This window comes from Butyrivibrio sp. M55 (genome assembly GCF_900116865.1).
GTDB lineage: Bacteria > Bacillota > Clostridia > Lachnospirales > Lachnospiraceae > Butyrivibrio.
Window position 1 is genome coordinate 1 of the sequence record NZ_FPCD01000008.1, and the last position, 25057, is coordinate 25057.

The 25057-nt window shown below is 40.9% G+C and carries 28 protein-coding genes; 18 read left to right on the plus strand and 10 right to left on the minus strand.

What is annotated here, in order from left to right:
• A partial coding sequence (locus BM398_RS17610; protein WP_175531906.1) for a transposase zinc-binding domain-containing protein occupies positions 1–234 on the minus strand: 234 nt, incomplete at its 3' end.
• A gap of 128 nt (positions 235–362) precedes the next feature.
• On the opposite strand from BM398_RS17610, the gene BM398_RS09990 reads away from it, so the two are divergent.
• The 13 genes from BM398_RS09990 (at position 363) to BM398_RS17155 (ending at position 14345) form a co-directional block, all read left to right on the plus strand.
• A complete protein-coding gene (locus BM398_RS09990) occupies positions 363–1178 on the plus strand; it encodes a VanW family protein (RefSeq protein WP_092337534.1) in 816 nt (271 codons plus the stop codon).
• A 176-nt stretch (positions 1179–1354) separates the two neighbouring features.
• Complete coding sequence (locus tag BM398_RS09995) at positions 1355–3100, plus strand: ABC transporter ATP-binding protein (RefSeq protein WP_092337535.1); 1746 nt, start codon at positions 1355–1357, stop codon at positions 3098–3100.
• A 12-nt stretch (positions 3101–3112) separates the two neighbouring features.
• Positions 3113–5053: an ABC transporter ATP-binding protein gene (locus BM398_RS10000; protein WP_092337536.1), complete on the plus strand. Its 1941-nt coding sequence runs from the start codon at positions 3113–3115 to the stop codon at positions 5051–5053.
• A 327-nt stretch (positions 5054–5380) separates the two neighbouring features.
• The gene (locus tag BM398_RS10005; protein WP_092337537.1) at positions 5381–5971 is read left to right on the plus strand and encodes a hypothetical protein; all 591 of its coding nucleotides are present in this window, start codon (positions 5381–5383) and stop codon (positions 5969–5971) included.
• A gap of 396 nt (positions 5972–6367) precedes the next feature.
• Entirely contained in the window at positions 6368–6577 is a 210-nt protein-coding gene (locus BM398_RS10010; RefSeq protein WP_139233810.1) for a hypothetical protein, read from the plus strand.
• An 81-nt stretch (positions 6578–6658) separates the two neighbouring features.
• Positions 6659–8542 carry a DNA helicase RecQ gene (recQ, locus tag BM398_RS10015; RefSeq protein WP_092337539.1) on the plus strand — a complete coding sequence of 628 codons (1884 nt, stop codon included), beginning with the start codon at positions 6659–6661 and terminating at the stop codon, positions 8540–8542.
• A gap of 133 nt (positions 8543–8675) precedes the next feature.
• Positions 8676–10253 carry a M56 family metallopeptidase gene (locus BM398_RS10020; RefSeq protein ID WP_092337540.1) on the plus strand — a complete coding sequence of 526 codons (1578 nt, stop codon included), beginning with the start codon at positions 8676–8678 and terminating at the stop codon, positions 10251–10253.
• A 35-nt stretch (positions 10254–10288) separates the two neighbouring features.
• Complete coding sequence (locus BM398_RS10025; RefSeq protein ID WP_092337541.1) at positions 10289–11002, plus strand: DUF2845 domain-containing protein; 714 nt, start codon at positions 10289–10291, stop codon at positions 11000–11002.
• A gap of 24 nt (positions 11003–11026) precedes the next feature.
• The gene (locus BM398_RS10030) at positions 11027–11389 is read left to right on the plus strand and encodes a BlaI/MecI/CopY family transcriptional regulator (protein ID WP_092337542.1); all 363 of its coding nucleotides are present in this window, start codon (positions 11027–11029) and stop codon (positions 11387–11389) included.
• Between the two features lie 3 nt (positions 11390–11392).
• Positions 11393–12697, plus strand: a complete 1305-nt coding sequence (locus BM398_RS10035; RefSeq protein ID WP_092337543.1) for a M56 family metallopeptidase — start codon at positions 11393–11395, stop codon at positions 12695–12697.
• Between the two features lie 22 nt (positions 12698–12719).
• Positions 12720–12968: a penicillin binding protein gene (locus BM398_RS17150; protein WP_175531907.1), complete on the plus strand. Its 249-nt coding sequence runs from the start codon at positions 12720–12722 to the stop codon at positions 12966–12968.
• 38 nt (positions 12969–13006) lie between these two features.
• Entirely contained in the window at positions 13007–14155 is a 1149-nt protein-coding gene (locus tag BM398_RS10040; protein WP_175531908.1) for a M56 family metallopeptidase, read from the plus strand.
• Between the two features lie 31 nt (positions 14156–14186).
• Positions 14187–14345: a hypothetical protein gene (locus BM398_RS17155; RefSeq protein ID WP_175531909.1), complete on the plus strand. Its 159-nt coding sequence runs from the start codon at positions 14187–14189 to the stop codon at positions 14343–14345.
• 365 nt (positions 14346–14710) lie between these two features.
• Here BM398_RS17155 and BM398_RS10045 read toward each other — a convergent pair whose 3' ends face one another.
• From BM398_RS10045 to BM398_RS10085, 9 genes are all read right to left on the minus strand, one after another.
• Positions 14711–15073, minus strand: a complete 363-nt coding sequence (locus BM398_RS10045; protein ID WP_022764589.1) for a response regulator — start codon at positions 15071–15073, stop codon at positions 14711–14713.
• A gap of 177 nt (positions 15074–15250) precedes the next feature.
• Complete coding sequence (locus tag BM398_RS10050) at positions 15251–15661, minus strand: hypothetical protein (RefSeq protein ID WP_051199050.1); 411 nt, start codon at positions 15659–15661, stop codon at positions 15251–15253.
• Positions 15658–16188 carry a hypothetical protein gene (locus BM398_RS10055; RefSeq protein WP_092337545.1) on the minus strand — a complete coding sequence of 177 codons (531 nt, stop codon included), beginning with the start codon at positions 16186–16188 and terminating at the stop codon, positions 15658–15660. The genes BM398_RS10050 and BM398_RS10055 overlap by 4 nt, the downstream gene beginning before the upstream one ends.
• A gap of 3 nt (positions 16189–16191) precedes the next feature.
• Positions 16192–16686, minus strand: coding sequence for a DUF4860 domain-containing protein (locus BM398_RS10060; protein WP_092337546.1), 495 nt, complete (start codon positions 16684–16686; stop codon positions 16192–16194).
• Between the two features lie 10 nt (positions 16687–16696).
• The gene (locus BM398_RS10065) at positions 16697–17038 is read right to left on the minus strand and encodes a hypothetical protein (RefSeq protein WP_026654157.1); all 342 of its coding nucleotides are present in this window, start codon (positions 17036–17038) and stop codon (positions 16697–16699) included.
• Positions 17039–17044: 6 nt separating this feature from the next.
• Positions 17045–18100: a type II secretion system F family protein gene (locus BM398_RS10070; protein WP_092337547.1), complete on the minus strand. Its 1056-nt coding sequence runs from the start codon at positions 18098–18100 to the stop codon at positions 17045–17047.
• Positions 18101–18117: 17 nt separating this feature from the next.
• Positions 18118–19101 (minus strand): transglutaminase-like domain-containing protein, encoded by a 984-nt coding sequence (locus BM398_RS10075; RefSeq protein ID WP_242949800.1) that lies wholly within the window; start codon positions 19099–19101, stop codon positions 18118–18120.
• A gap of 5 nt (positions 19102–19106) precedes the next feature.
• On the minus strand, positions 19107–19847 hold the full coding sequence (locus BM398_RS10080; protein ID WP_092337549.1) for a GGDEF domain-containing protein: 741 nt from the start codon (positions 19845–19847) through the stop codon (positions 19107–19109).
• Between the two features lie 139 nt (positions 19848–19986).
• On the minus strand, positions 19987–20805 hold the full coding sequence (locus BM398_RS10085; RefSeq protein WP_092337550.1) for a histidinol-phosphatase HisJ family protein: 819 nt from the start codon (positions 20803–20805) through the stop codon (positions 19987–19989).
• Between the two features lie 189 nt (positions 20806–20994).
• Here BM398_RS10085 and gap point away from each other — a divergent pair, with 189 nt between their 5' ends.
• From gap to BM398_RS10110, 5 genes are all read left to right on the plus strand, one after another.
• Complete coding sequence (gene gap, locus BM398_RS10090) at positions 20995–22020, plus strand: type I glyceraldehyde-3-phosphate dehydrogenase (RefSeq protein ID WP_026654163.1); 1026 nt, start codon at positions 20995–20997, stop codon at positions 22018–22020.
• 78 nt (positions 22021–22098) lie between these two features.
• Entirely contained in the window at positions 22099–23334 is a 1236-nt protein-coding gene (locus BM398_RS10095; RefSeq protein ID WP_092337551.1) for a phosphoglycerate kinase, read from the plus strand.
• A 126-nt stretch (positions 23335–23460) separates the two neighbouring features.
• Positions 23461–24207: a triose-phosphate isomerase gene (tpiA, locus tag BM398_RS10100; protein WP_026668197.1), complete on the plus strand. Its 747-nt coding sequence runs from the start codon at positions 23461–23463 to the stop codon at positions 24205–24207.
• A 166-nt stretch (positions 24208–24373) separates the two neighbouring features.
• Positions 24374–24676 (plus strand): hypothetical protein, encoded by a 303-nt coding sequence (locus BM398_RS10105; protein WP_092337552.1) that lies wholly within the window; start codon positions 24374–24376, stop codon positions 24674–24676.
• Between the two features lie 5 nt (positions 24677–24681).
• A complete protein-coding gene (locus BM398_RS10110) occupies positions 24682–25053 on the plus strand; it encodes a hypothetical protein (protein WP_092337553.1) in 372 nt (123 codons plus the stop codon).
• The last annotated feature ends 4 nt before the right edge of the window (positions 25054–25057 follow it).

The window sequence follows — 25057 nt, forward strand, 5'->3', positions numbered from 1 at the left end:
TCTCTCAATAGAGTACTTGGCACCGCAGGAGGGACAGAAACGAGAATGACATCGAAAAGGAACAAACTTAAAATTCCCGCATTTGGGGCAGCCATACATGGCACCTCCAAATGCAGGGTCACCACAGTTGATCATCTTGTCTATGTTTTCCGTGACAGATGACCGTGGATGAAGAGTATATTGAATTTCTTCGTAATGGTCGATGAACAATTCTTGTAATGTATTCCGTTTCATAAAACCATTATGGAAGATTTAAGGCAAAAAACAACCCCAACCCCTCATGAGTGAGGGGCAGGGGAGTTGAAGTGCCACAGGCACTTTTTTATTGAAAAAATCTAGAAAAAAGGAATTACGTGCAAGCAATGAGAAAGAAAAGTATTACTATGGCAATCGCAGTGCCGGTGCTGTGCGCAACAATCACCGGATATGGTAAGGTTTCATCAACATCTGAAGAAGTTTTTGTACACATGGAAGAAACATTTGCTCCGGGAGATCAGGAAGGAATTACCGAAACAGTTGAAGCCGGCGCAGAAGTAACTATTCCGGTTGAAAATAATGAAGCTACACAGGAAGTTGTAATTGAATCGCCCGTCGCTGAAGCTCCGGCTCCGGCACCTGAAAATATAGCTTGGGCAAGCATCGGTCATGAAGATATCATGTTGTATCCCGCTAATGAGGATGCAAATAACGTAAACGCAAGAGTTGCATGCGGATATATAAACGGATATATTGTAAAACCCGGAGAGACATTCTCATATGCAAGTACGATTGGAAGAGGAACACCACCTGAAAGAGGATATGTTATTGCACATGTTGTCGGAGGATATGATTACGGCGGAGGCGTATGTAAGATAAGCAGCGCTCTTTACCACGCAGCAATGAATGCCGGTTGCAAGATTGTTGAAAGACACAATCATTCAAAACCTGTTGACTACTATAAGCAGGGAGATGATGCAGCTATTGCATATAAGACCAGAAAAGATTTCAGATTCAGAAATATATTTGATCATGATGTTATGATACAGGCAGCATATGATGAAACAGGATATCATCTTGATATCCTTGCACCACAGCCGGCAGGAGCGCCTGCGGCACCTGCACCGCAGCCAGAAGGAACACCGGTTGTTCTTGCACCGCAGCCTGAAGGAACACCGAATACTCCTGATCCTCAGCTTTAAGAAAAATTGATTTACTATTAAAAATAGAAAGCACCTCTTTCTTGGATGTTGGTTCTAAACCAAGTCCGGTGATGAAAGAAGGTGCTTTTTTAATCTTAAATAACTATAAAATCAATTGAACACAATTTTTTTTAGTTATATAATACTTGATTGAAGATTACAACAGGAGAGAGACTATGATAAAAACGTTAGGTAAAGAACTAAAAGAATATAAGCTCGTATCCGTTTTGACGCCGCTGTGCATGATAGGTGAGGTTGCGGCGGAGATGATCATCCCAAAGCTCATGGGAAAGATTGTCGACAACGGAATATACGGCGAGAATATGGCGTACATTTTCAGAGTGGGTGTGATGATGCTTTTGATTGCTCTGTTTGGACTCGCTGCGGGACTTGGAGGAGCGTACTACGGATCAAAGGCGTCCACAGGCCTTGCAAAGAACCTTAGAAAGGCTATGTTCGATAATATTCAGACTTTTTCTTTTTCCAATATAGACAAATTTTCTACATCGGGTCTTGTAACAAGGCTTACAACCGATGTCACCAATATTCAGAATGCATATATGATGCTTCTTCGAATGGCAATGAGAGCGCCGGCGACCGTTATAGGCGCGATGATCATGTCATTTATGATCAACCCCAAGCTTGCTACGATCTATCTCGTGGCTGTAGGTGTTCTTGCCGCGTTCATGGTTATTATCATGAGTAAGGCGACTGTTTATTTCAAAGAAGTTTTTGAAAAATATGATGAACTCAATGAGAGCGTTCAGGAGAATGTTTCCGCAATCAGAGTGGTAAAGGCTTATGTTCGTGAGGACTATGAGAATGATAAGTTCAAAAAAGCTGCCGGAAACATTTACAACATGTTTGTAAGGGCAGAGATGAATGTTATCAAGATGGGACCCATGATGACAGCAACCGTTTATGTGTGCATTCTTCTGATCAGCTGGGTCGGTGCGCACATGATCGTTGCGGGAAGCCTTACAACAGGAGAGCTTATGGGACTTCTTGCTTATTGCATGAATATCCTTATGAGTATGATGTTTCTTGCAATTATCTTTGTTATGCTCACAATGGCACAGGCAAGCGGAAAGCGTATCGCAGAAGTCTTGGAAGAGACACCCGATATCACAAACAAGCCTGATGCGGTTACAGCTGTTCCCGATGGAAGCATCAGCTTTGAACATGTTAATTTTGCATACAATACGACTTCGGAAGAGCCTGTTTTAAAAGACATCAATATTGATATCAAGTCAGGTGAAACAATCGGAATTATCGGTGGAACAGGATCTGCCAAGTCTTCTTTGGTTAACCTTATCAGCAGACTTTATGATGTAACTGAAGGTGCCGTTAAGGTAGGTGGAATCGACGTAAGAGATTATGATATGGAGACACTCAGGGATCAGGTTTCCGTGGTGCTTCAAAAGAATGTTCTTTTCTCCGGAACTATAATAGAAAACCTCAGATGGGGCGATAAGAACGCGACAAAAGAGGATTGCATAAGAGCCTGCAAGATGGCTTGTGCAGATGAATTTATTGAGAGAATGCCCGATGGATATGACACATACATAGAGCAGGGCGGTGCCAATGTATCAGGCGGTCAGAGACAGAGACTTTGTATTGCAAGAGCGCTTCTTAAAAAGCCCAAGATACTTATTCTCGACGATTCAACAAGTGCGGTTGATACCGCTACGGATGCCAAGATCAGAAAGGCGTTTGCAGAGGAAATACCCGGAACTACCAAGCTTATAATTGCACAGAGAATCGCGTCCGTTCAGGAATGTGACAGGATAATCGTCATGGACGACGGTCAGATCAGCGGTTTTGGAACACACAAAGAGCTTCTTGAGAATAACACTATTTACAGAGAAGTATACGAATCGCAGACCGGTGGTGCAAATGCGGACTTTGATAAGCAGGCTTAAGGAGGATTCATTATGGCAGAAGAAGCAAAAGAGATAAAAGTAGGGCCGGGCGGCGGTAACAGACGCGGCATGCCAAAGCCTAAGATTGAAAATCCCGGAGCTCTTTTTAAAAGGCTCATGGGTTATGTGTTTAGATATTATCCTGTGCACATGGTTACTGTTTTGGTGTGCATACTTATAACGGTTGCCTCAAATATTCAGGGAACATTTTTTACAAAAAGTCTTATTGACTCGTATATACAGCCAATGCTCGACAGCGGAAGCAATGATTTCGGACCGCTTCTTGGTGCGATAGGAAGAGTTGCAATTTTCTATGCTCTCGGCGCATTGTCGGCATACGTTCAGTCAAGAGTAATGGTATATATCAATCAGGGAACGCTCAGAAGACTTCGTGAGGAGCTTTTTACCCATATGGAAAGCCTTCCCATCAAGTATTTTGATACAAATGCGCACGGCGATATCATGTCAATTTATACAAATGATATTGATACGCTCAGGCAGATGATAAGCCAGAGTATTCCTCAGCTTATTAACAGCGGAATTACGATTGTCAGCGTGCTGATATCAATGTTTATCCTTAGTGTGCCGCTTACTTTTGTGACTCTTGTTATGGTAGGAGTTATGCTTTTTTGCTCAGCTATGGCAACCAAGGCTTCGGGAAAAAACTTTATGGAGCAGCAAAAGAGCCTCGGTGCGCTTAACGGTTACATTGAAGAGATGATGACGGGACAGAAGGTGGTTAAGGTATTTAATCACGAGTCTGAGAGTATTGTGAAGTTTGATGAGCTTAATGAAGCTCTTTGCAGCAGTGCATTTAAGGCTAATGCTTTTTCGGGATCGCTTGGTCCCATCAACGCGCAGCTTGGTAATACAAGTTACGTTATCTGTGCGATGGTAGGCGGTGCGATAGCTCTTTCTGATAATATTGCCGTAGGCTTTACGGTTGGTGCGCTTGCATCCTTCCTTACATTTAACAGAAATTTCAGTATGCCGATCAACCAGGTCAGCATGCAGCTTAATTCGATAGTTATGGCTCTTGCCGGTGCGGATCGTATCTTTAAGCTTCTCGATGCACAGCCTGAGACGGATGACGGCTACGTAATGCTTGTCGATGCGATTGAGGAGAACGGCGAGATAAAAGAGGCCGATCATCATACGGGTCACTGGGCTTGGAAGCACTATCACAAGGCTACCGATACGACAACTTACCAGCCGATGGAGGGTGATGTAACTTTCAACGGCGTGGACTTTGGTTATACGGATGAAAAGATGGTTCTTCATGATATCGTTCTTCATGCCACACCCGGACAGAAGATTGCTTTTGTAGGTTCTACGGGAGCAGGAAAGACCACGATAACAAACCTGATCAACAGATTCTATGATATTCAGGACGGTAAGATCAGATATGACAACATCAATATCAATAAGATAAAAAAAGCGGACCTTCGCCGCTCGCTCGGAATAGTGCTTCAGGATACGCACTTATTTACGGGGACGGTTAAGGACAACATCAGATACGGCAAGCTTAATGCAACTGATGAGGAAGTAATCGCAGCAGCTAAGCTTGCAAATGCACACAGCTTTATCAAGAGGCTTCCCGAGGGTTATGACACCATGCTCACGGGAGACGGAGCAAACCTTTCACAGGGACAGCGACAGCTTCTTGCAATTGCCAGGGCTGCCATTGCAGATCCTCCGGTACTTATCCTCGATGAAGCTACATCATCAATCGATACAAGAACAGAGAAGATTGTTCAGGACGGTATGGACAGGCTTATGAAGGGCAGAACGACATTCGTTATCGCTCACAGACTTTCTACCGTAAAGAACAGCGATTGTATAATTGTCCTTGAGCAGGGCCGAATCGTTGAGCAGGGCACGCACGACGAGCTTATCGCAAAGAAGCAGAGGTATTACCAGCTCTATACAGGTATGAAATCGGAGACGGCGTAAAGTTATTGTGGCAAACAGGGATATGGATTAGTTTTATCACTAATTTCACGTATTGACATTCAAGGCATAAATAAGACAGAACCGAACATTCTTCGCTCCAAACTCGCCCATAAATGGGCTCAAACAGGTGGAGCGAAAACAGAATGTTCGGTTCTGTTTATTTATGCTCTTGAATGTAACAATCCATGAAAATAGTTCTAAAACTAATCCATATTCCCTTGCTTGCGTACAGAATAATTTAATGCGTAGATTATTGCCTGTAATTTTCTATGCATATTATAATCTAAATAACGATAATACATAAACTAGATTAGGAGGATTATGAGAATGGCAAATTTATTTTCGGTTATTTTTTTAGTAGCTCTTATAGTCGGTATTGTTTTTATTAGAAAAGCAGGTAAATTAAAAAAATCAGGAATGGATAATTCGCGATCAAAGAAAATAGGTATTGTTTCTATTGCGATTGCATTAGTTGCAATGGTTATTATTGGGATAATTACTCCAACTACGGAACCTTCCGCTGAGCCTGTAGCTACAAGCGATGATAAAGAGGAAGTGGAAGCTAAGGAAGAGGCAGAAAGTGCTATTCGTGAGGGAGGCATTATTATTAAGGATGCAGAAAAAGGAAAATATGGTAAGGATTTGGTACTTAATGAAGGCAGTGATGCGCCGGATAATATTATTGGACATTTTGTTCCCAGTGGAAAATATGAGGTGACAAATTTAGGAGATAAACCAACACAGGTTAATGTATATAAAAATGAAAAAGCTGTCACTGAGGAAGGTTGGGAAGAATGGGCAGATACAGGAGATATTGCTCTGCTTAAGCCTAATGAAAGTGCTGAAATTACAATTGAAGATGGGTATTTTGTTAATGCTGATGCTCCGGCATATATTGTTTTAAATCCTATAGGATAGTAGTTTTTTATTTCATTTCCTTGAAAATTGCTGATAGCGAGTATTTTCTAAAGAGGATTGGATGAAGCTTTATTTGCACGAGTTGTAATAGTCATGAGCATAAAAACAAAATCTTGCATTCTGCTTTCGCTCCATTTGTTTGAGCCCATTTATGGGCGAGTTTGGAGCGAAGAATGCAGGGTTCTGTTTTTATGTGCCATGACTATCAACAAGTGCAACAAAAGCTTCAGTCAATCCTCTTAGATTATATCGCTATCGCATATTTCAGATGACAGTGAGAAGCTGCATGATATAATAATGTCAGGAAGCGATGAATTAAAGGTGAAGACCGTTGAAATGATAAATATGTTTGCCGGTACCAGAATTTCTACAGATAATGCGAAAGGGGGGCAAGTCATGGTTAGTAAGGCGTGGAAGGAATTGGTTGATGCAGAAAGAGAGATAGGCCGCGAGGAAGGCTGGGAAGAAGGAATTTCGGAAGGCGGCGATATGCTTGCAAAACTCCTTAAGATTTTAGTGCCAGGTAGTATAGAGTTTGACAAAGCGTTAAATGCTACAGGTAATGAGCGAATGAAGCTTTATAAAAAGTATGGCATCTTAGATTAGCTTAATTAGTATGTTATGTGGCCGGATAGACAAGCGCTGTCCGGCTTTTTCTATGATAATAAAAAATAACATGGTGAAGGTATGAGTGACAATTTGAATATAAATAAAAAATATAAAAACCCTGAAGAGGTACTGAAAGTCCTGTTTGGATACGACACTTTCAGACCGGGGCAGAAAGATATAGTTGATGCAATATTAGATGGAAGAGATGTATTTGCCGTTATGCCTACGGGGGCGGGAAAATCTTTATGTTATCAAATACCTGCAATGATGTTGGATGGCATAACATTAGTGGTTTCTCCACTTATCTCTTTGATGCAGGATCAGGTTAATTCTTTGAATGAAGCGGGAGTTTCGGCTGCATATATTAATAGCTCTCTTTCTGACAGAGATTTTTTTGAAACGGTAAAAAAGACCGGAAATGGTGAATTTAAAATCTTGTATGTTGCGCCTGAACGACTTATGACGGAAGGGTTTATAGAACTTGCAAAGTCTGTAAATATTTCAATGATCACGGTTGATGAAGCTCATTGTATATCGCAATGGGGGCAGGATTTTAGACCAAGCTACATGAAAATTGTTGAGTTTGTGAAACTTTTGGGCAAGAGGCCTGTTATTAGTGCGTTTACTGCTACAGCGACTGAGACTGTCAGAGAAGATATTGTGTGTACACTTGGACTAGGTAATCCGTATGTTCTGATTGGTGGATTTGACAGGGAGAATCTTTATTTTCAAGTTGACAAACCGAAGAATAAGGAACAGTACATTTTGGATTATATCGATAATCATCCGAATGAAAGTGGAATAATCTATTGTGCCACAAGAAAGAATGTAGACAGCTTATATGAGATATTGACAGATAAAGGAATCGCGGCAGCAAAATACCACGCAGGGATGAATGCTTCTGAAAGAAAGCAGATGCAGGATGATTTTGTTTTTGATTACAAAAGTATTGTTGTAGCTACCAACGCATTTGGTATGGGGATTGATAAGTCGAATGTCAGATTTGTCATTCACTATAATATGCCTCAGAGCATGGAAAATTACTATCAAGAGGCGGGGCGTGCAGGAAGAGATGGGCTTGAATCAAAGTGTATTCTTTTGTTTTCACCGCAAGATATTGTTATAAATAGATTTCTGTTAGAGCACAAAGAAGTGGCAGATATTGATCCGGCAGATCTTGAAACAATCAGGGAACGGGATAATCAAAGGTTGCAGGTTATGGAAAGATATTGCTATACAACAGGGTGCCTTCGTAATTATATTTTGAAATATTTTGGAGAGAACCATGAAAAGCCTTGCGAAGATTGCGGCAACTGCAATCGTGAGTTTGAAACACTTGATATGACTGATGCGGCAAAAAAGATAATAAATTGCGTTTATGAAGCTAAAGGAAGATATGGCAGGGGAATTATCATAGATACTGTTCTTGGAGCAAAAACGGCAAGGTTAAAAGAAGTGGGGGCTACGAACTACAGATCGTACGGAGTGCTTAATTCAATAAACAGAAGTATGTTAATGAGAGTTATCGATCAGCTTGTTTATGAAAAATACCTTGTTGTAGGAGATTATCAGGTTTTGAAAATGGGAGATATAAGGAGGCTGAAAGATTCAGCTACCTCGGTTATGGTCAAGATAACAGATGAGGACAAGCGTCCTGTTAAAACACCAAAAGTGAGTAAGAAGGCAACTGAAAAGAGCTCTCTTACATCTTCGGGATATAAGCTTTTTGAAAAACTTAGGGAGCTTAGGCTTGAGATTGCCCGTGAGGAAAACATGCCTCCATACATTGTTTTTAATGATAAAACATTGATAGATATGTCAGCCAAGGTTCCGACAACAAAGGAAGAAATGCTGCAAGTTTCCGGTGTCGGAGAGAATAAATTTAAGAAGTACGGTGATAGATTTTTGAAAGCGATTTCTGAGTGCTGTAAAGAGCTTACGGAGCTTATCACGAAAAAATAAATTATTGGGATATGAAAGGCTTGAGCTTTTCATATCTTTTTTTGTATCAGAAGTATATTGACAGCGTGGTCTAATGGTAGTAGACTATAACTAAAGAGTTTACAATCAGTAGACCAAAGAAAGGAGGGAATGGATGGAGCAATTATTCATAGGTATTTTGAATAATGCCATTACCGTAAGCGCACTGATCGTTGCAGTCATCGTGGTAAGAGCATTTGGAAAAAAGATGCCTAAATGGATTTCATGCATGCTGTGGATGATAGTTGCGATAAAACTGGTTGTTCCCATACAGTTTGAAAGTGTACTTAGCTTGATACCTTCGGGAAAACCGATTCCAACAAACATCGTTTTGGAAGAAAATCCGCAGATAAGTTCCGGTATAAACGGCTTGGACAGTTTTGTTAATCCAATGATCAGTCAGAACTTTACACCGGATAAGGCGGTAAGTATCAATCCGTTGCAGATTTTTTTCCATATAGGTGCACTTGGGTGGCTTGCAGGAATGTCAGTAATGCTGATTTACGCTCTTATAACATACATACTTATAAGGAAAAGAGTCAGCACTTCGGTGAAGATTGATTCAAAGGTTTATGTGTGTGATGATATTTCAGATTCATTTATTCTTGGGACAATATCTCCGAAAGTTTATATACCGTCAACACTGTCTGATGAAGCAAGAAAGTACATATTAAAACATGAATTTGCACATCTGAGCAGGCGAGATCATGTTTGGAAACCGCTTGGCTTCTTGATCTTATCGGTATATTGGTTTAATCCGCTATGCTGGATAGCTTATATTCTTCTTTGCGAGGATATAGAGTATGCATGCGATGAAAAGGTAACTAAAAACATTCAAAAGGGTGAGAAAGCTGAATATTGCAGAATACTATTGGAAAATAGTATGCCAAGAACTATGATTTCGGCTTGCCCGGTGACATTTGGAGGGATAGACGTGAAGAAAAGAATTAAGAATGTTGTAAATTATAAGAGACCGGCTTTTTTGATCACAACCGCATCTATTATGGCGTGCGTTGCAGTAGGAGTGTGTTTTGCAACCAGCAGAGATGTGAAAGTTGAAAGTGATGAGCAGAAGTTACAGATGACCGAAGTTGAAAACAAAGTTATATCATCTGACGGCGTTGCCGAACTTGAGGAAAAAGCAGATGTAAAAGCTGCAGCCGGTGATTCAGTTGTGGCAGCCGGTACAGAAAATACAAGCAAGGGCGATCTTAAGGATACTGATTTTACATATAACGGAAAGACTGTATCTATAATGGATAATTTTGAAGCAGTAGATAAGGCTTTGGGAGGATATAATGCTTCAAATTCAAATATACAGGATGTGCAGTCATTATATTCATACGGAGATAAACAAGAAGTTGATATGATCACGCGAAATGATAACGGAACCGAAACACCGATCACTATCGGCACGTGTAAACCGGGTATGACTACTTCACGTGGTATCACAATCGGAAGTTCCAGAGATGAACTCATGGCTGCATACGGAACGCCAAACGGTAAGCACCCGACCGCATATGACGCTCAATCAGGAAGAGAATTGACTGAAGAAGAATACAAGCAGATTTTTGGAGAAGAATTCGACTACGATATGGGTGACTACACGATTGTTTTCACTGTTGAGAATGATAAGGTGGCATCAATTCAGTACAAAAACAATGTAAATTACAATAAGTTCAAGTGGTCATAACATGATTGGTTAAAAGATAATAGGAGAAGACTGAAATGAAAAATAAAACGACAGCAATTCTTTTGGCAACACTTATGATTTCCACACTTGTTGGGTGTGGCGCAGTTTCATCAAATGCATCTGAAGCAGGCGCAAGTATTTTGGATAGTACAAGTAGTGATAATGATGCTTTGGCAGAAAACGGGGAAGTAGAAGATGCAGCTTCTTCAGATACAGATGACGTCAATACAGATTCCGAATCATCTGAAGCGGCTTCGGGAGATCTTAAGGATGCCGGGTTTACGTATAACGGAAATTCTGCATCTGTAATGGATAGTTTTGAAGCTGTAGATAAAGCTATGGGAGGATATAATGCTTCGGATTCACATATAAATAGTGAGCAGTCATTATATTATTACGGAAAAGATGAAGAAGTCGGTATGATCACGCGAAATGATTCCGGAACTGAATCAATAATCACTATCGGCACACGTAAACCGGGCATTATTACTTCACGAAATATTAAAGTCGGAAGTACAAAAGATGAACTCGCAGCTGCATACGGAACACCAAACGAAACAAAGCCTTATTCACAGACTGAATACGTTTATGAAGAAGGCTCAAATGAAGAAAAAACTATAGATCATACCGGCGAAGAAATTGTATATGACTTTGGTGACTACAAGATCACATTTACTGTTGAGAATGATAAGGTAATGTCAATTGAATTTAAAAACAATGTAAATTACAATAAATTCGATTGGGGTTAAATTTTATAAGTTACGGAGGTAATGATGGAAGAACTGAGGTTAGGCGCTGTAGAAAGACAGTTTGCAGATATTATATGGCAAAATGAGCCTATCCCTTCAGGTGAGCTTGTAAAGCTGTGTGAGCAAAAACTGGAGTGGAAAAAGTCTACCACTTACACAATGTTGAAGCGCTTGTGTGAGCGTGGAATATTCAAAAATGAAAACGGTGTTGTATCATCTGTTCTCACCAAAGAGGAATTTGGTGCGGCACAAAGCGAAAAGATAATTGAGGATACGTTTGAGGGTTCACTTCCTGCATTCATTGCTGCATTTACTTCACGTAAAAAGCTTTCGGCCGATGATGTTGATGAGATACAGAAGATGATTGATGCAATAAAAGGGGAATAGCATATGGAGCGAGTTTTTTTGTTCGTGCTCAATAATGCCATTACGGTCAGTGCGCTTATCATAGCAATCATCATAGTAAGGGCTCTTGGAAAAAAGATGCCCAAATGGATTACATGCATGCTATGGATGATTGTTGCTGTAAAGCTGATTGTTCCTGTACAGTTTGAAAGTGTGTTCAGCATGATTCCTACAGGAGAACCGATTTCTGTAAATAATGTTGTGGGAAAAAGCATGCAGATTGTTTCCGGTTCGAAGGTTATGGAATTGTATTTTAAAATGTTTCATGTAGGCATGTTGTTGTGGCTTGTCGGAGTGGCGGTAATGCTGACGTATGCCGTGACAACATATGTGTTGATCAGGAAAAAAGTCAGTGCTTCGGTGAAAATTGATTCAAAGGTGTATGAATGCGATGATATTTCGGATTCATTCATCCTTGGAATTATATCTCCGAGAGTGTATCTGCCGTCGGCATTATCCGGAGAAGCAAGAAAGTATATATTAAAACACGAATTTGCACATTTAAGCAGGCGCGATTATATATGGAAACCGCTTGGATTTGCAATCTTATCGGTATACTGGTTTAACCCTTTGTGCTGGGTGGCATATATCCTTCTTTGCAAGGATATAGAGTATGCCTGTGATGAAAAAGTAACTAAGAATATCGAGAACGGCGAAAAGGCAGAATATTGCAGAATACTGCTTGAAAACAGCGTTCCAGGAAAAATGATAGCCGCATGCCCTGTGGCATTTGGAGGTATAGACGTGAAGGATAGAATAAAGAATGTTGTAAATTATAAGAAACCTGCTTTTTGGATCACAATCGCATCCATTATGGTGTGTATTGCAGTGGGAGTGTGCTTTGCAACAAATAAAGGCTCAAAAACTGTAGATGAGCAGCAAATGGCAGAAGCTGAGCAGCAGGCGGCTGTTGAGCAAAATACAGCAGATCAGCAGGAATCACAGATTCAGGGCAATGATCAGGAGGATGTTTCGGTAAAAACTGAGCAAAATGGAGATTTGATGCCTGTTTCAAATGTAGAAGATGCAGCTGCTTCCGTTGATTCTATACCTGAAGGAGCTAAATTGGTTGGATTGATTGAAACGCCTGAAGGTGTTCTCAAAGTTCGCCAAGCCCCCGGTGATGATGCTGAATGTATCGGTTATTTAGCTCCTGATGAAGTAGTTGATATTATTGAAGAAGCTGATGGCTGGTACAAGATTAAACTCGACGAAGGCGAAGGCTATATAAAAAGTGATTATGTAAACATTGGTTGGGTGAAGGATGTAACTAATTCGGAATCCAATTGACAAGATAAAGGGAGTATAGCGCATGGAACAAATATTTTTGTTCGTATTAAATAATGCTATCACAGTAAATGCGCTTATCATTGCGATAATCGCTGTTAGGGCACTTGGGAAAAAGATGCCTAAATGGATTATATGCATGCTATGGCTGATCGTTGCAGTAAAGCTGATCGTTCCTGTGCGTTTCGAAACCGGATTCAGTCTGATTCCTACAAGAGAACCGATTCCGACGGAAATAGTTATGGAAAAAGTGCGCAGGGCGATAGTGGAGTAAGTGGTCTTTATAATGAGAAGGATTTTGCTTCCGATACGATGACAGACAATTCATATGAAAACGTTACTCAGATATCGGATGCAGAGCTCACGGGAAATGCCGGCTCGGTAGATAATGACAGCATATTGGCGAAGGCAGAACAGGTAATGTTTTATCTGCATATTGGCGGGATTGTTTGGGATGCAGGCATGGGCGTGATGTTGCTGTATGCCGTAATAACCTACATTCTCATAAGAGAAAGAGTAAGCGCATCAGTTAAGATCGCATCAGGAGTCTATGAGTGTGATGATATTTCAGATTCTTTTATTCTCGGAATCATATCTCCGAAAGTATATTTGCCATCTACGTTATCGGAAGATGTGAAAGGATACATATTAAAGCATGAGTTTGCGCATCTGAGCAGATACGATCATGTATGGAAACCTCTTGGATTCGTGATTTTATCGGTATACTGGTTCAATCCTTTGTGCTGGATTGCATATATTCTTCTTTGCAGGGATATCGAATATGCATGTGATGAAAAGGTGGCAAGGAATATTGAAAAGATAGAGAAGGCAGAATACTGCAGAGTATTGCTGGAATACAGCATGCCAAGAAGTATGATTGCAGCGTGCCCGGTGGCATTTGGAGGAATAGACGTGAAGAGTAGGATAAAAAATGTTGCAAATTACAAAAAGCCGGCGTTTTGGATTACAGTGGCATCCATTATGGTTTGTGTCGGTGTCGGAGTATGTTTTGCCACAAGCAGAGGAACAGAAGGAGAGAAATTAAGTGATAAAGCGTCTCTAATACAGGCAGAAGTCGGCGAAAAGCTGAGTGTCGATAGCAAGTGGCATACAACTAAAGTTGCGGGAGATTGCGTCCTTTTGGAAAAAAAGCAACCAAATCAGGATGAAAATAATGCAAAAGATATTTACGATAGCCCTGAAGCTGCCCTTAAAGTTCTTGAGAGTGACGGCGAAGATTGGGGCATGATAGCTTCTGATGAGAATTATGTTATATTGACAAGACATGAACAGGCTGCAGATGGTGATTTGACTTCTGAAAGTGATGCTAAGTGGGATGAGAAACTACAGGAATCAAATAACAGTATTCTTGAAGAGTATATTACGGATGATTCTGTAGAATTTGATGATATGCTCAAGAAGCTGAACGGAATACCGGATAGAGATCATCTTGTAGAGTAAAAAACACCGAATGATCGAGAGGAGCGTCAGTATGTCAGCATTAATTACATTGATGGTGTTTGGGAACAGTATAGGAATATACCATGCTTTCGCGGGAATTATTTTGCTGGTTTGGCTATTTGTATTTTTTATCATAGGTGATAACTACGATATGAGAAACGATGTCCTTGCAAGCATGGGAAGCAAATAATTGAAATATATGTGACTAAAACGGAGTACATGACCCTGAGAGCTAAAAATGCCTTCTAGGGAATCGAAAACCTGCTTTATGTTTTACAGGCTATTTTCGTAGACAGCCCATCCTCAACGTATCTGTTTGGAAATGAGCAGTTCTAGGACGAGGATGATGATTTTCAAGATTCATGAATGAAGAGAACTCGACTGCTTCGAACAACGCTGAGAGGAGAGCTCTCTTCATTTATGAATCTTAGAAAATCACACCGCAGACGAAAACAAGCATTTCCAAACGGATACCTTGGAGAAAGGCATAAGAAAAGGCTGTCACACTAATTAGTGCGACAGCCTTTGATTTTACGCTTTGACATTATGTAAATATTATCCGATAGCTTTTTTAACGGCTTCAAGAACACGGTCTGCCTGGAAAGGCTTAACGATGAAGTCCTTAGCACCCGCCTGAATTGATTCGATAACCATCGCCTGCTGACCCATTGCGGAACACATGATACATACAGCGTTAGGATCTGCAGCCTTAATTCCCTTAAGTGCGCCAATTCCATCAAGCTCAGGCATTGTGATATCCAGAGTAACAAGGTCGGGTTTCAACTCATTATATTTCTCGATTGCGACTTTGCCGTTCTCAGCTTCACCCGCAATTTCATATCCATTCTTGGAAAGGATATCCTTAAGCATCATACGCATGAAAGCGGCGTCATCAGTAATGAGTATTCTTTTTCCCATATTGAACCTCCAAAAAGTATTTTTAGTTGCTAAAAAAATTTAAGCAATTTTTTTCAAAATTAAGTAATTCGGTACATAATATATTGTAACACATGATTATGATAAAGCGAGTTAAAACGTTATTTAAAAAATAAAAATTTGATAAAATTTCGTTTTTTAACCGGCTAAACTTATCTGTTACCTTGATTTCATTACCGGCAGAGAGTAGTCATACTCTGTATCGTCGTGATTAACGACCTGCCACTGAATTATACTACAAGTATTGTTTGAATTGAAGGATTTTTTTGCACTATTAGCAATTATCGCAATTTCAAGCGATTGTTTGTCGGTTAATGGTATGCTTTCCTTCATTATATCACCTGATATTCCTTTGCGATAGCCCGAATTTACAGCGGTGACAAAAGCATTGCCTTTATGACATGCTTCGTAGTAAGCGAGTTGTCTGTCGGACAGATTTTTACTTAAGTTGTAATCCGCTTTCGCATTTACTAGCGTAAGCGTTGCAAATGAGATAAGACACAAAACGGAAAAAACCAGAAGAATAGAGGCTGTTCCGATATTTATGCCGTGTTTACCTTTCTTTTTCACTTGGACTCCTTTTGGCTGAGCGGTGTGTCAACCGAATAACTAACTATTACGAGATCTTGGTCGTTTGGAATTGAAGAAATTACTTCATCGGTTTCCTTAACATTAAGTATTGCCACGTTACCTTTAATCGCTTTTCCGGAATATGTGGATCCGTAGTCTTTGACATCAGAGTAAACTGAAGAAGCATCTGCTTTCTCAGCCACCAGCAGAGCCTCATATGAGGCGTCTGAGTGAGCTTCCTGCAATACATTCCATTCTTTATCGAAAAAGAGAATTACGGCGTCTTCAGTGACGTATGCGTAGGGGTATAGTTCTGCAATCTTTGAAACGTCGCCGTTGCTTTCGTAAAAAGCTTCCGCAAGGTTCTGGGACCAGATTGTTGCATTGCTGAGTGCGGTGGACTTTTCTGTAAGTTTGTGTGCGCCGACGAAGAGTCTTATAGAAACCGCTGCGGCGAGGGAAAAGAAAAATACCGCTATTATAAGTTCCATCAGGAACAAGCTTGTTCTCGAATTATTTTCAGGCATCGTTTATTCCTCACTGACACTTTTTGTTTTGACAAGAAATGACTCTTCCGTTCCGTCTTTTAAAATAACGTAGACGGAAAGAGTATCATCTCCTACATATTCGATATCAAACTTGGTCAGTTCAAGTATCTTTTGCCCTGTCTGGGGATAAAGATCTTTGAGTTCATCCATGGCAAAGAGCTCCATGAGATTGCCCTCGTAGTCATATATGTAGGTGTCGTAAAGAATGCCGTCTTCCTCGTTCTGCAGAACAAGAGCATTCTGATCGAATATTTTTTTAATAAAAATTCCGCCCTTTACGTCGGACTGTCTGACCTTTTCCGTTATGTACGCACAGGCCGTACGCTTGTGGTAATTGTCATCAACAGCAGTGACATTCTTCTGATATATGTTCGCGCCTATGGTTATAACGCTGAGTGCGGAAAAGATAAAAAGAAACATCAGACATATAACGAAGACCATGTCTATGATGTGACTTCTTGCTCCTTCAAAATCCATAATAGTTCCTCTATCGTACTTTGATAACTGTTACATCCGGGTACATGTTCGATGCGATTGGCTGGTAGTCGACAAAAAAAGTAGATTCGTCGTAAACAAGACCGTAGTGTTCCTCGATGTATGAAAGGCTGGGTGGATATCTGCCTTCAATCGAATAGCACTGAACAATGTCCCTGTTAATGGCATTTTCAAGTGAAGTTTGCTGCTTTTCAATCGTGTTTCTTCCGGATGCGTCGATCGCAATGTAAAAAAGGATACATATTGCGATGAGTATCACAAGCGAAGACCATCTGTAAAAAGTATCCGAAATATGTGAAAATATGCCGTTTTTAGCTTCAAATCTGTTTGTCATAATATTTTATCCAATATTTGTCATAATTCCCATCAGAGGAAGAATTACTGACATTAGAATCATTCCTACGATAACCGAAAGGATTATTACGAGCGTCGGTTCCAAAACTGAGATGAGAGAGTAGATTCTTCTTCCCGTATCTCTTTCGTATCTCTCTGCGACCTGTTTCATGGCCTTATCCATCGATCCTGATTTAAAGCCTACCAATATCATCTGAGCATAAAAAGAAGAGAATATTGAAGCTTTTTCAAGTGCTTCGGGGAAGCTGTCGCCGTCGATAAGGAAATTTCTGCATTCCTCGATCTTATCCTTCATTTCCTTGCTTTCAACAAGTTTTTTTACAAGTAAAAGAGCTTCGAAAGTATCGATACCGCTTGAAAGAGTGAGCACCATTCCGCTTGCGAAACGTTCGCTTTCAAGTTCCTGCATAAGTCTTCTTGTGGGCGCAAATTTGATCATGAACTTTTTGAAGTTCCTTTTTCCGCTCGGAGTAAGAGAGAAGTAGAGGAACAGCATGGCTATTATCACAAGCAGTATTACAAGGGCAAAAGAGTATTTGTTCAAAAGATTTCCCAGATTCAAAAGCGACTGTGAGAAACCACTCATTCCGGTGCCGAGCTGTGCAAATACCTGCTCAAATATCGGGAGAACTTTGGCAACAAGGACAGTTACGATGACCATCATCATAAAGATCATGATGAGAGGGTAGCTGATCGCGTTTTTTACGCTCTCCTGAATGGAGTCTTCCCTTTCGTAGTAATCGGCAAGTGAATCCATAACTACGTCCATGTTTCCTGAAGTTTCACCGATTGTTACCATATGTACCACGTAATCGGGAAAAACATTGCTCATGGCAAGAGCTATGTGGAATTTTTCGCCGCTTCGCAAAGTCTGGCTGATACTTCCAAGAATCTTTTTTGCCGAATTGTCTTTGGAATCCTGTGTCAAAATATCGATTCCGTCTGCGGGAGCGATGCCTGCTTTAATAAGAAGAGCCATCTGCCTGCAAAAGCTTGCAATCTCATAACTGCTGAGACCTTTTTGTTTGTCTGTTTTTTTCATGGTGCCTCCGAAGATTATTAATAAACATACTTAACGGAATAATTGGATCCGTCTCCGATAAAGTTTTCGAGTTTTCTTTCTTCCGTATTTGATGCAAAAGTGGGATCGAGAAGTGACCAGTCTTTTCCGTCAAATTCGATCATTCCGTTTACCCAGCCTACATCTTTTATATAAGTGCTGAGCCATGCGTGATAAGCGGTTCCTGCGTAGCCGACTTCCATCTTTGTAGGGATGTTCTGGCTTCGAAGCATTGCAGCCATAAGCGAAGCGTAGTCGAGACAGATTCCTTTCTGGGTTATAAGAATCTCGTCAAGGTCGGGAAGATAGCCGCTTTGCACGGTTTCAGCTTCTTCATAGTCGTAAGTGATATTTTCTATCATAAAGTTATAAACTTCTGCGACGACCTCGATGTCGGAATTGCAAGGATAAGCAAGTGCCGCACCTTTTCTGACAGCCAGAGAGTCGGGGGCGAAGTTGATGAACTGATTTGGATACAGGAAAGGCTTATATCCGTTTGAAAGAGTTACATCTATCGGGAACGTGAACACCATTGAATACTTGGTCTCTGTGATGTTCTCATATACATTTATCATGTACTGCCCGTTTCCTGCCTGAAGAGGGAAGACCTCGCCCTCTTTTGAATTGTTTGAGATATCGTAAGTATAGGTGACCGTGTCCGGACCTGTGATCTGAAGCTTAACTTTGGGAGAACTTCCTTTATATGCCACGAAAATATAGCCCTCAGACATGTTTGAATAGTCGATACGGGCATATTCGTTTTCGAATGTGTCAGTTCCGGGAGCTGTGGGAACAAGGCAAAGAGGCGTGTTGTCGCGACTTCCCCTTACGGTCTCATCAATCTGCGCATCTTTTTTGTGGCCGGCTCTGTCAAGGAGCGTTACGCCGTGTTTGGAACCGCATGATGTGAGGAATAAAACCGAGCAGGTAAAAAGACAGATTAAAGAGAATATACGATTTTTAAAAAAGCTTTTTTCAATCATAATTTTCATGAGAGTGTTTGTGGTGCATCCTTAAGTTTCTTATAGGCAAAAGAGATAAGTTCTGACATTACGGATCTCTTTTCGTTAGAGTTGAGTACGCAAGCGTATGCTATCTCGAGAGGTGTTCCGACAGCCATTTCGTTGTAGCCGCGGATTCTTTTTGTTAGATCTGAAAGGAACATATCGCAGTCGGTGTCCGAACAATTTTCAATCAGAATAATAAATTCATTTCCGCCGTTTCTTCCGACATAACCATACTTTTCGCCGACATCCTCGAGAATAAAACAAAACTCGGTAATGAGGTTGTTGCCGTTATCATGACTTGTTGTCTGATTTACGGTCGGAAGATTATTTATTTTCATAACAATAAAGCCGACCCCGGGGAGTCTTTCCGAACCATTGAAACTTTCAAACAGAAGGTCACAACTGAATCTGTTGGGAAGTCCCGTCAGCCTGTCGAGGTAGGCAAGTCTGTTTAATCTGTAGCCTATATTTGTAGTCTTTTTTAATATATAAAAATCTATTATAACGGAAATAAATACCATTAAAACAAAGATTAAGACAGATAGCAAGAGCCTTTGCGAAGTTTTGTCCTTGGAAAACGTCATTTTTAGCAGGTCTGTCCTGCAATAAAAAGCCAGAATCGCGGTAACAACGCATAAACAGCAAAGAGTAACAGACTTGTATATGAATATGAAATTATATACGTTAGTTTGTTTACCTCTGGAGTAAAATTCTTCCCTCATATAGCCTCCGCGATGCGACCGCTGTCAAAAATACTCAGCATGAAAAATGTACGTATTTTTGATTTTTGACAAAAGTATCATTAACATTTTACTATATTTCGTTCATCTTATAAAGATATACCGAAATGAGCACTGTTACTTATAATTTGTGGAATATAGGCTTGCGGTCTTCGAAAGTGCAGTATTCGTCGAAGCCGCATTTTTTTGCAATGATACTTGCCTTTTCAAATGCGCCGGCAACGCCTTCGGGATTATGGGCATCGGAGCCGAAGGTGATTATCTTTCCGCCAAGTTCCTTGAATCTTTTTAAGACTTCGGGACTTGGATTCGTGGGGCCGCCCGATCTGAAAAGACGGCTGGTGTTAAAGTCGAGGCCTTTATCCTTTTTTATAAGATGAATCAAAATGGCGTCTATGATATCTGAATAAGCTTCATATGAATATGGATTGTTGCCTTCGGGAGCGTAGCGGGCGAGATAGTCGAGGTGCCCGAGGACGCAGTAGTCATCAAAGAGTTTTAAGTTTTCAAGCGTAAGTTCAAAGTAGTGCCTGAAAACTTCTTTTACATCAAGGTTTTCCCAGAATACAGGGTAGTAGGGGTCTTGCCCGTCAATAAGATGCATGGATGCAATGACGAAGTCAAAAGATTCCGAGCGAACGTAATCTGTGTTCTCCTTTGCTATATGATCCTGCATGCCTACTTCAACACCGAATTTTACAGAAATCTTGTCTTTGTACATCTCCTTATACTTATATAACTCTTTTTTGTAAGGAGGAGTGTCCAGTAAGAAATAATCCTTCGGGGTATCTTCGGTTATAGGATAGTCCATGTCCATGTGGTCGGTAAAACAGATCTCTTCAAGACCTCTGTTTATGGCACTTTTGATCATGTCTTCCATGGGTGCTTCGCTGTCGCCCGAATTGTGAGTGTGTAAATGGTAGTCTGCCGGTAAGATCATATGGGGTTCTCCGTGATTTATTAAATGATGAATGAACGCATTTTTGACTTTTTGACACCTATATCATAATATTCTTACTTGATTTATGCTACATTTTTTATTAGAATTAGAGTTGCTGATAAAAAATTATCAATAAGTGTGATATTAAGCAGCAATTAAATATTATATTCATTTTAGGAGGAACTTAAAATGGCAGTTAAAGTAGCAATCAATGGTTTTGGTCGTATCGGACGTCTTGCTTTCAGACAGATGTTTGAGCATGAAGGAACAGAGATCGTAGCAATCAACGATCTTACAGATCCTAAGATGCTTGCTCATCTTCTTAAGTATGATTCATCACAGGGCAAGTACAAGTACGCTGACAAGGTTTCTTACAGCGAGAATTCAATCACAGTTAATGGCAAGGAGATTACAATCTACAAAGAGGCAGATGCTAAGAACCTTCCTTGGGGCAAGATTGGTGTAGACGTTGTTCTTGAGTGTACAGGTTTCTACACATCAAAGGCTAAGGCACAGGCTCATATCGATGCTGGTGCTAAGAAGGTAGTTATTTCTGCTCCTGCAGGAAACGATCTTCCTACTATCGTATACAATGTTAACCACGAGACACTTACAGCAGATGACAACATCATCTCAGCTGCATCATGTACAACAAACTGCCTTGCACCTATGGCTAAGGCTCTTAACGATTTCGCACCTATCCAGTCCGGTATCATGGCAACAATCCATGCTTACACAGGTGATCAGATGATCCTTGACGGACCTCAGAGAAAGGGTGACCTTAGAAGAGCACGTGCAGGCGCTGTTAACATCGTTCCTAACTCAACAGGTGCTGCAAAGGCTATCGGCCTTGTTATCCCTGAACTTAACGGAAAGCTCATCGGAGCTGCTCAGAGAGTTCCTGTTCCTACAGGTTCAACAACTCTTCTTTTCGCAGTTGTTAAGTCAAGCACAGAGGTAACTAAGGAAGCTATCAACGAGGCTATGAAGAAGGCTTCTGATCCTGAGACATTCGGATACAACGAGGATGAGATCGTATCATCAGATATCGTTGGAATGACATATGGTTCACTCTTCGATGCAACACAGACAATGGTTAACAAGATCGGTGATGACCTCTATGAAGTTCAGGTTGTTTCATGGTATGACAACGAGAACTCATACACATCACAGATGGTTCGTACAATCAAATATTTTGAAAAATTTGTTAAGTAATTTGGATTAACTAAAAGGGTCCGGTCCGTTAGGACCAGACCCTTTATCTATTTATGAACATTACAAAGGAGAATAATAATGAGTCTTAATAAGAAATCAGTAGACGATATCAACGTAAAGGGAAGACGCGTACTTGTTCGTTGCGACTTCAACGTTCCTCTCAAGAACGGTGAGATCACAGACGAGACAAGAGTAGTAGCAGCTCTTCCTACAATCAACAAGCTTATAAAGGATGGCGGCAAGGTTATTCTTTGCTCACACCTTGGAAAAGTAAAGAACGGCCCTAACGAGGGTGAGTCACTTGCACCTGTTGCAAAGAGACTTTCTGAGAAGCTCGGTAAAGAGGTTAAGTTCATTTCTGATTACAACGTAACAGGCGCTGATGCAACAGCAGCTGTAGAAGCTATGAACGAGGGAGATGTTGTTCTTCTTCAGAATACTCGTTTCAGAGGCAAGGAAGAGACAAAGCCCGAAGAGGCAGGCGATGCTTTTGCAAAAGAGCTCGCAGAGCTTGCTGATGACTATGTATGCGACGCTTTCGGATCAGCGCACAGAGCACACGCTTCTGTAGCAGGCGTTACAAAGTTCATCACAGAGAAGGGTGGAAACAATGCAGTTGGATATCTCATGCAGAAGGAAATCGATTTCCTCGGAAATGCAGTTGAGAATCCTGTAAGACCTTTCGTAGCTATCCTTGGTGGTGCTAAGGTTGCTGATAAGCTCAACGTTATCAATAACCTTATCGAGAAGTGCGATACACTTATCATCGGTGGTGGTATGGCATTCACATTCCTCAAGGCTCAGGGCTATGAGGTTGGTAAGTCTCTTGTAGACGATACAAAGCTTGATTATTGTAAGGAAATGCTTGAGAAGGCTAAGGCTAACGGCAAGCAGCTTCTTCTTCCCATCGATACAGTAGTATCAACAGGATTCCCTGATCCTATCGATAACCCCAGCATCGAGACAGAGATCGTTCCTTCAACTCAGATTCCTGCTGACAAGGAAGGTCTTGATATCGGTCTTAAGACACGTGATCTCTTTGCTGATGCTGTTAAGTCAGCTAAGACAGTTGTTTGGAACGGACCTATGGGTGTATTCGAGAACCCTGTTCTTGCTGAGGGAACAAAGGCAGTAGCTAAGGCTCTTGCAGAGACAACAGCTACAACAATTATCGGTGGTGGTGATAGTGCAGCAGCTGTTAACCAGCTTGGATTTGCGGACAAGATGAGCCACATCTCAACAGGTGGTGGTGCATCACTTGAGTTCCTTGAAGGAAAAGCACTTCCCGGTGTAGTAGCAGCTGATAATAAGTGAGACTCCGACGAGGTTTTTTCGAGTCGGTAGTTCGAACTTAGTTCTGGCGAGCACCGATAGGTGCGAGAGCAGAACTTCCTTGTGAAAATCAAGAAGTAAATATTTCAAAATATAGAGGTGGAAAACATGGCACGTAGAAGAATAATCGCCGGAAACTGGAAGATGAACAAGACTCCCAGCGAGGCTGTAGCTCTTTGCGAAGAGCTCAAGGATCTTGTAAAGAATGATGCTGTAGACGTAGTTTACTGTGTACCTGCAATCGATATCGTACCCGTAGTTAACGCTGTTAAGGGTACAAACGTACACGTAGGTGCAGAGAACTTCTACATCGTAGATAACGGAGCATTCACAGGAGAAATTTCAGCTCCTATGCTTAAGGATGCAGGTGTAGAGTACATCATCATCGGACATTCAGAGAGAAGAGATATCTTCGGAGAGAACGATATCCTTATCAACCAGAAAGTAAAGAAAGCATTTGCTTCAGGTCTTACACCTATCCTTTGCTGCGGTGAGTCTCTTGCACTTCGTAAGGCTGATACTTACAAAGAGTGGATCGAGAGACAGATCACATGGGATCTTGACGGTGTAACAGCTGACCAGGTTAAGAAGCTTGTTATCGCTTACGAGCCTATCTGGGCTATCGGAACAGGTGAGACAGCTACAGCTGATCAGGCTGAAGAAGTATGTAAGCTTATCCGTGAGCTTATTGCTAAGCTTTACGATCAGGCTACAGCTGATGAGGTTCGTATCCAGTACGGCGGATCTATGAATGCAGGAAACGCTGCTGAGCTTCTTTCAAAGCCCAACATCGACGGCGGACTTATCGGCGGAGCAAGCCTTAAGGCTGACTTCGGAAAAATTGTTAATGCATAATTCAAAGCATATATATAAATCAAACTGCCATTGAAAAAATATATAAGGCGGTGCGTTAGATGAAATAATCTAAAGCACCGTCTTTTTGCATATTATTGATTTAGATTATAGCGTATGATAAAATGTTAATGTTTTATTAAAAAAGCAAGACACAAAAGGTTATGAGATGGCATTAAAAAGTATATACATGGACACCAACGTGTTCACAGATATTGTTGAAGATATAAGAAACACAACTGCAAAATGTGCGTATTCAGAGGAATCTTTTAGTAAGATAAACGTCTTTGAGACAACGGATGTTGGTCGGGAAATGAATGAAATACTCAAGCTTTTTTATAAATCTACAGAAACATACAGACACGAAGCTTCCGAGTCGCTCCCAAGGGCACTTTTTACGCTTCGTGATGGAATGATTGAGCAGGATAGGATTCTTAGTGAAGGGCTTGATGTAGATATACATCGGAGGTAATAACGATGGGACTTCATTCGAGATTAGCAGAAAAAGAGCATGAGAAAAGAGTATTGGAACGAGATCTTGCTGATTGTGAGGAAACATATGAATTTATAAGCAGAAAACGAGAAATACTTGAGACAGATATATACAATCCCGATAAGGTTTACGATATGACTGCATCGGGGGAGTGGCGCGGAAAACTTGAACGGGATGCAGAAGAATACAGAAATGAAAGCTGTTCAATGATCGGAGCTATATTAAGAGATGCATCAAGACTTTTGTCCAATCTTCAAATGGCGATGGAAAGAATTCGTGAACTTATTAGAGAATGTGAGGAAGAGATAGAAGAGCTTGAAGAAGAAATCCGTGCTCGAGAAAGAAGTGTTGAGTAAAACT

Bases quoted from the DNA above. Each gene is read 5' to 3' on its own strand.
- BM398_RS10005 (WP_092337537.1), top strand. From the start codon at position 5,381: ATGGCAAATTTATTTTCGGTTATTTTTTTAGTAGCTCTTATAGTCGGT.
- BM398_RS10040 (WP_175531908.1), top strand. From the start codon at position 13,007: ATGACAGACAATTCATATGAAAACGTTACTCAGATATCGGATGCAGAG.
- tpiA (WP_026668197.1), top strand. From the start codon at position 23,461: ATGGCACGTAGAAGAATAATCGCCGGAAACTGGAAGATGAACAAGACT.
- BM398_RS10045 (WP_022764589.1), bottom strand. From the start codon at position 15,073: ATGGGAAAAAGAATACTCATTACTGATGACGCCGCTTTCATGCGTATG.
- recQ (WP_092337539.1), top strand. From the start codon at position 6,659: ATGAGTGACAATTTGAATATAAATAAAAAATATAAAAACCCTGAAGAG.
- BM398_RS10075 (WP_242949800.1), bottom strand. From the start codon at position 19,101: ATGATTGAAAAAAGCTTTTTTAAAAATCGTATATTCTCTTTAATCTGT.
- BM398_RS17150 (WP_175531907.1), top strand. From the start codon at position 12,720: ATGGAACAAATATTTTTGTTCGTATTAAATAATGCTATCACAGTAAAT.
- BM398_RS10060 (WP_092337546.1), bottom strand. From the start codon at position 16,686: ATGGATTTTGAAGGAGCAAGAAGTCACATCATAGACATGGTCTTCGTT.
- BM398_RS10070 (WP_092337547.1), bottom strand. From the start codon at position 18,100: ATGAAAAAAACAGACAAACAAAAAGGTCTCAGCAGTTATGAGATTGCA.
- BM398_RS10030 (WP_092337542.1), top strand. From the start codon at position 11,027: ATGGAAGAACTGAGGTTAGGCGCTGTAGAAAGACAGTTTGCAGATATT.
- BM398_RS10080 (WP_092337549.1), bottom strand. From the start codon at position 19,847: ATGAGGGAAGAATTTTACTCCAGAGGTAAACAAACTAACGTATATAAT.
- BM398_RS10085 (WP_092337550.1), bottom strand. From the start codon at position 20,805: ATGATCTTACCGGCAGACTACCATTTACACACTCACAATTCGGGCGAC.
- BM398_RS10095 (WP_092337551.1), top strand. From the start codon at position 22,099: ATGAGTCTTAATAAGAAATCAGTAGACGATATCAACGTAAAGGGAAGA.
- BM398_RS10020 (WP_092337540.1), top strand. From the start codon at position 8,676: ATGGAGCAATTATTCATAGGTATTTTGAATAATGCCATTACCGTAAGC.
- BM398_RS09990 (WP_092337534.1), top strand. From the start codon at position 363: ATGAGAAAGAAAAGTATTACTATGGCAATCGCAGTGCCGGTGCTGTGC.
- BM398_RS10065 (WP_026654157.1), bottom strand. From the start codon at position 17,038: ATGACAAACAGATTTGAAGCTAAAAACGGCATATTTTCACATATTTCG.
- BM398_RS10025 (WP_092337541.1), top strand. From the start codon at position 10,289: ATGAAAAATAAAACGACAGCAATTCTTTTGGCAACACTTATGATTTCC.
- BM398_RS10035 (WP_092337543.1), top strand. From the start codon at position 11,393: ATGGAGCGAGTTTTTTTGTTCGTGCTCAATAATGCCATTACGGTCAGT.
- BM398_RS10000 (WP_092337536.1), top strand. From the start codon at position 3,113: ATGGCAGAAGAAGCAAAAGAGATAAAAGTAGGGCCGGGCGGCGGTAAC.
- BM398_RS10110 (WP_092337553.1), top strand. From the start codon at position 24,682: ATGGGACTTCATTCGAGATTAGCAGAAAAAGAGCATGAGAAAAGAGTA.
- gap (WP_026654163.1), top strand. From the start codon at position 20,995: ATGGCAGTTAAAGTAGCAATCAATGGTTTTGGTCGTATCGGACGTCTT.
- BM398_RS10105 (WP_092337552.1), top strand. From the start codon at position 24,374: ATGGCATTAAAAAGTATATACATGGACACCAACGTGTTCACAGATATT.
- BM398_RS10010 (WP_139233810.1), top strand. From the start codon at position 6,368: ATGGTTAGTAAGGCGTGGAAGGAATTGGTTGATGCAGAAAGAGAGATA.
- BM398_RS17155 (WP_175531909.1), top strand. From the start codon at position 14,187: ATGTCAGCATTAATTACATTGATGGTGTTTGGGAACAGTATAGGAATA.
- BM398_RS10055 (WP_092337545.1), bottom strand. From the start codon at position 16,188: ATGCCTGAAAATAATTCGAGAACAAGCTTGTTCCTGATGGAACTTATA.
- BM398_RS09995 (WP_092337535.1), top strand. From the start codon at position 1,355: ATGATAAAAACGTTAGGTAAAGAACTAAAAGAATATAAGCTCGTATCC.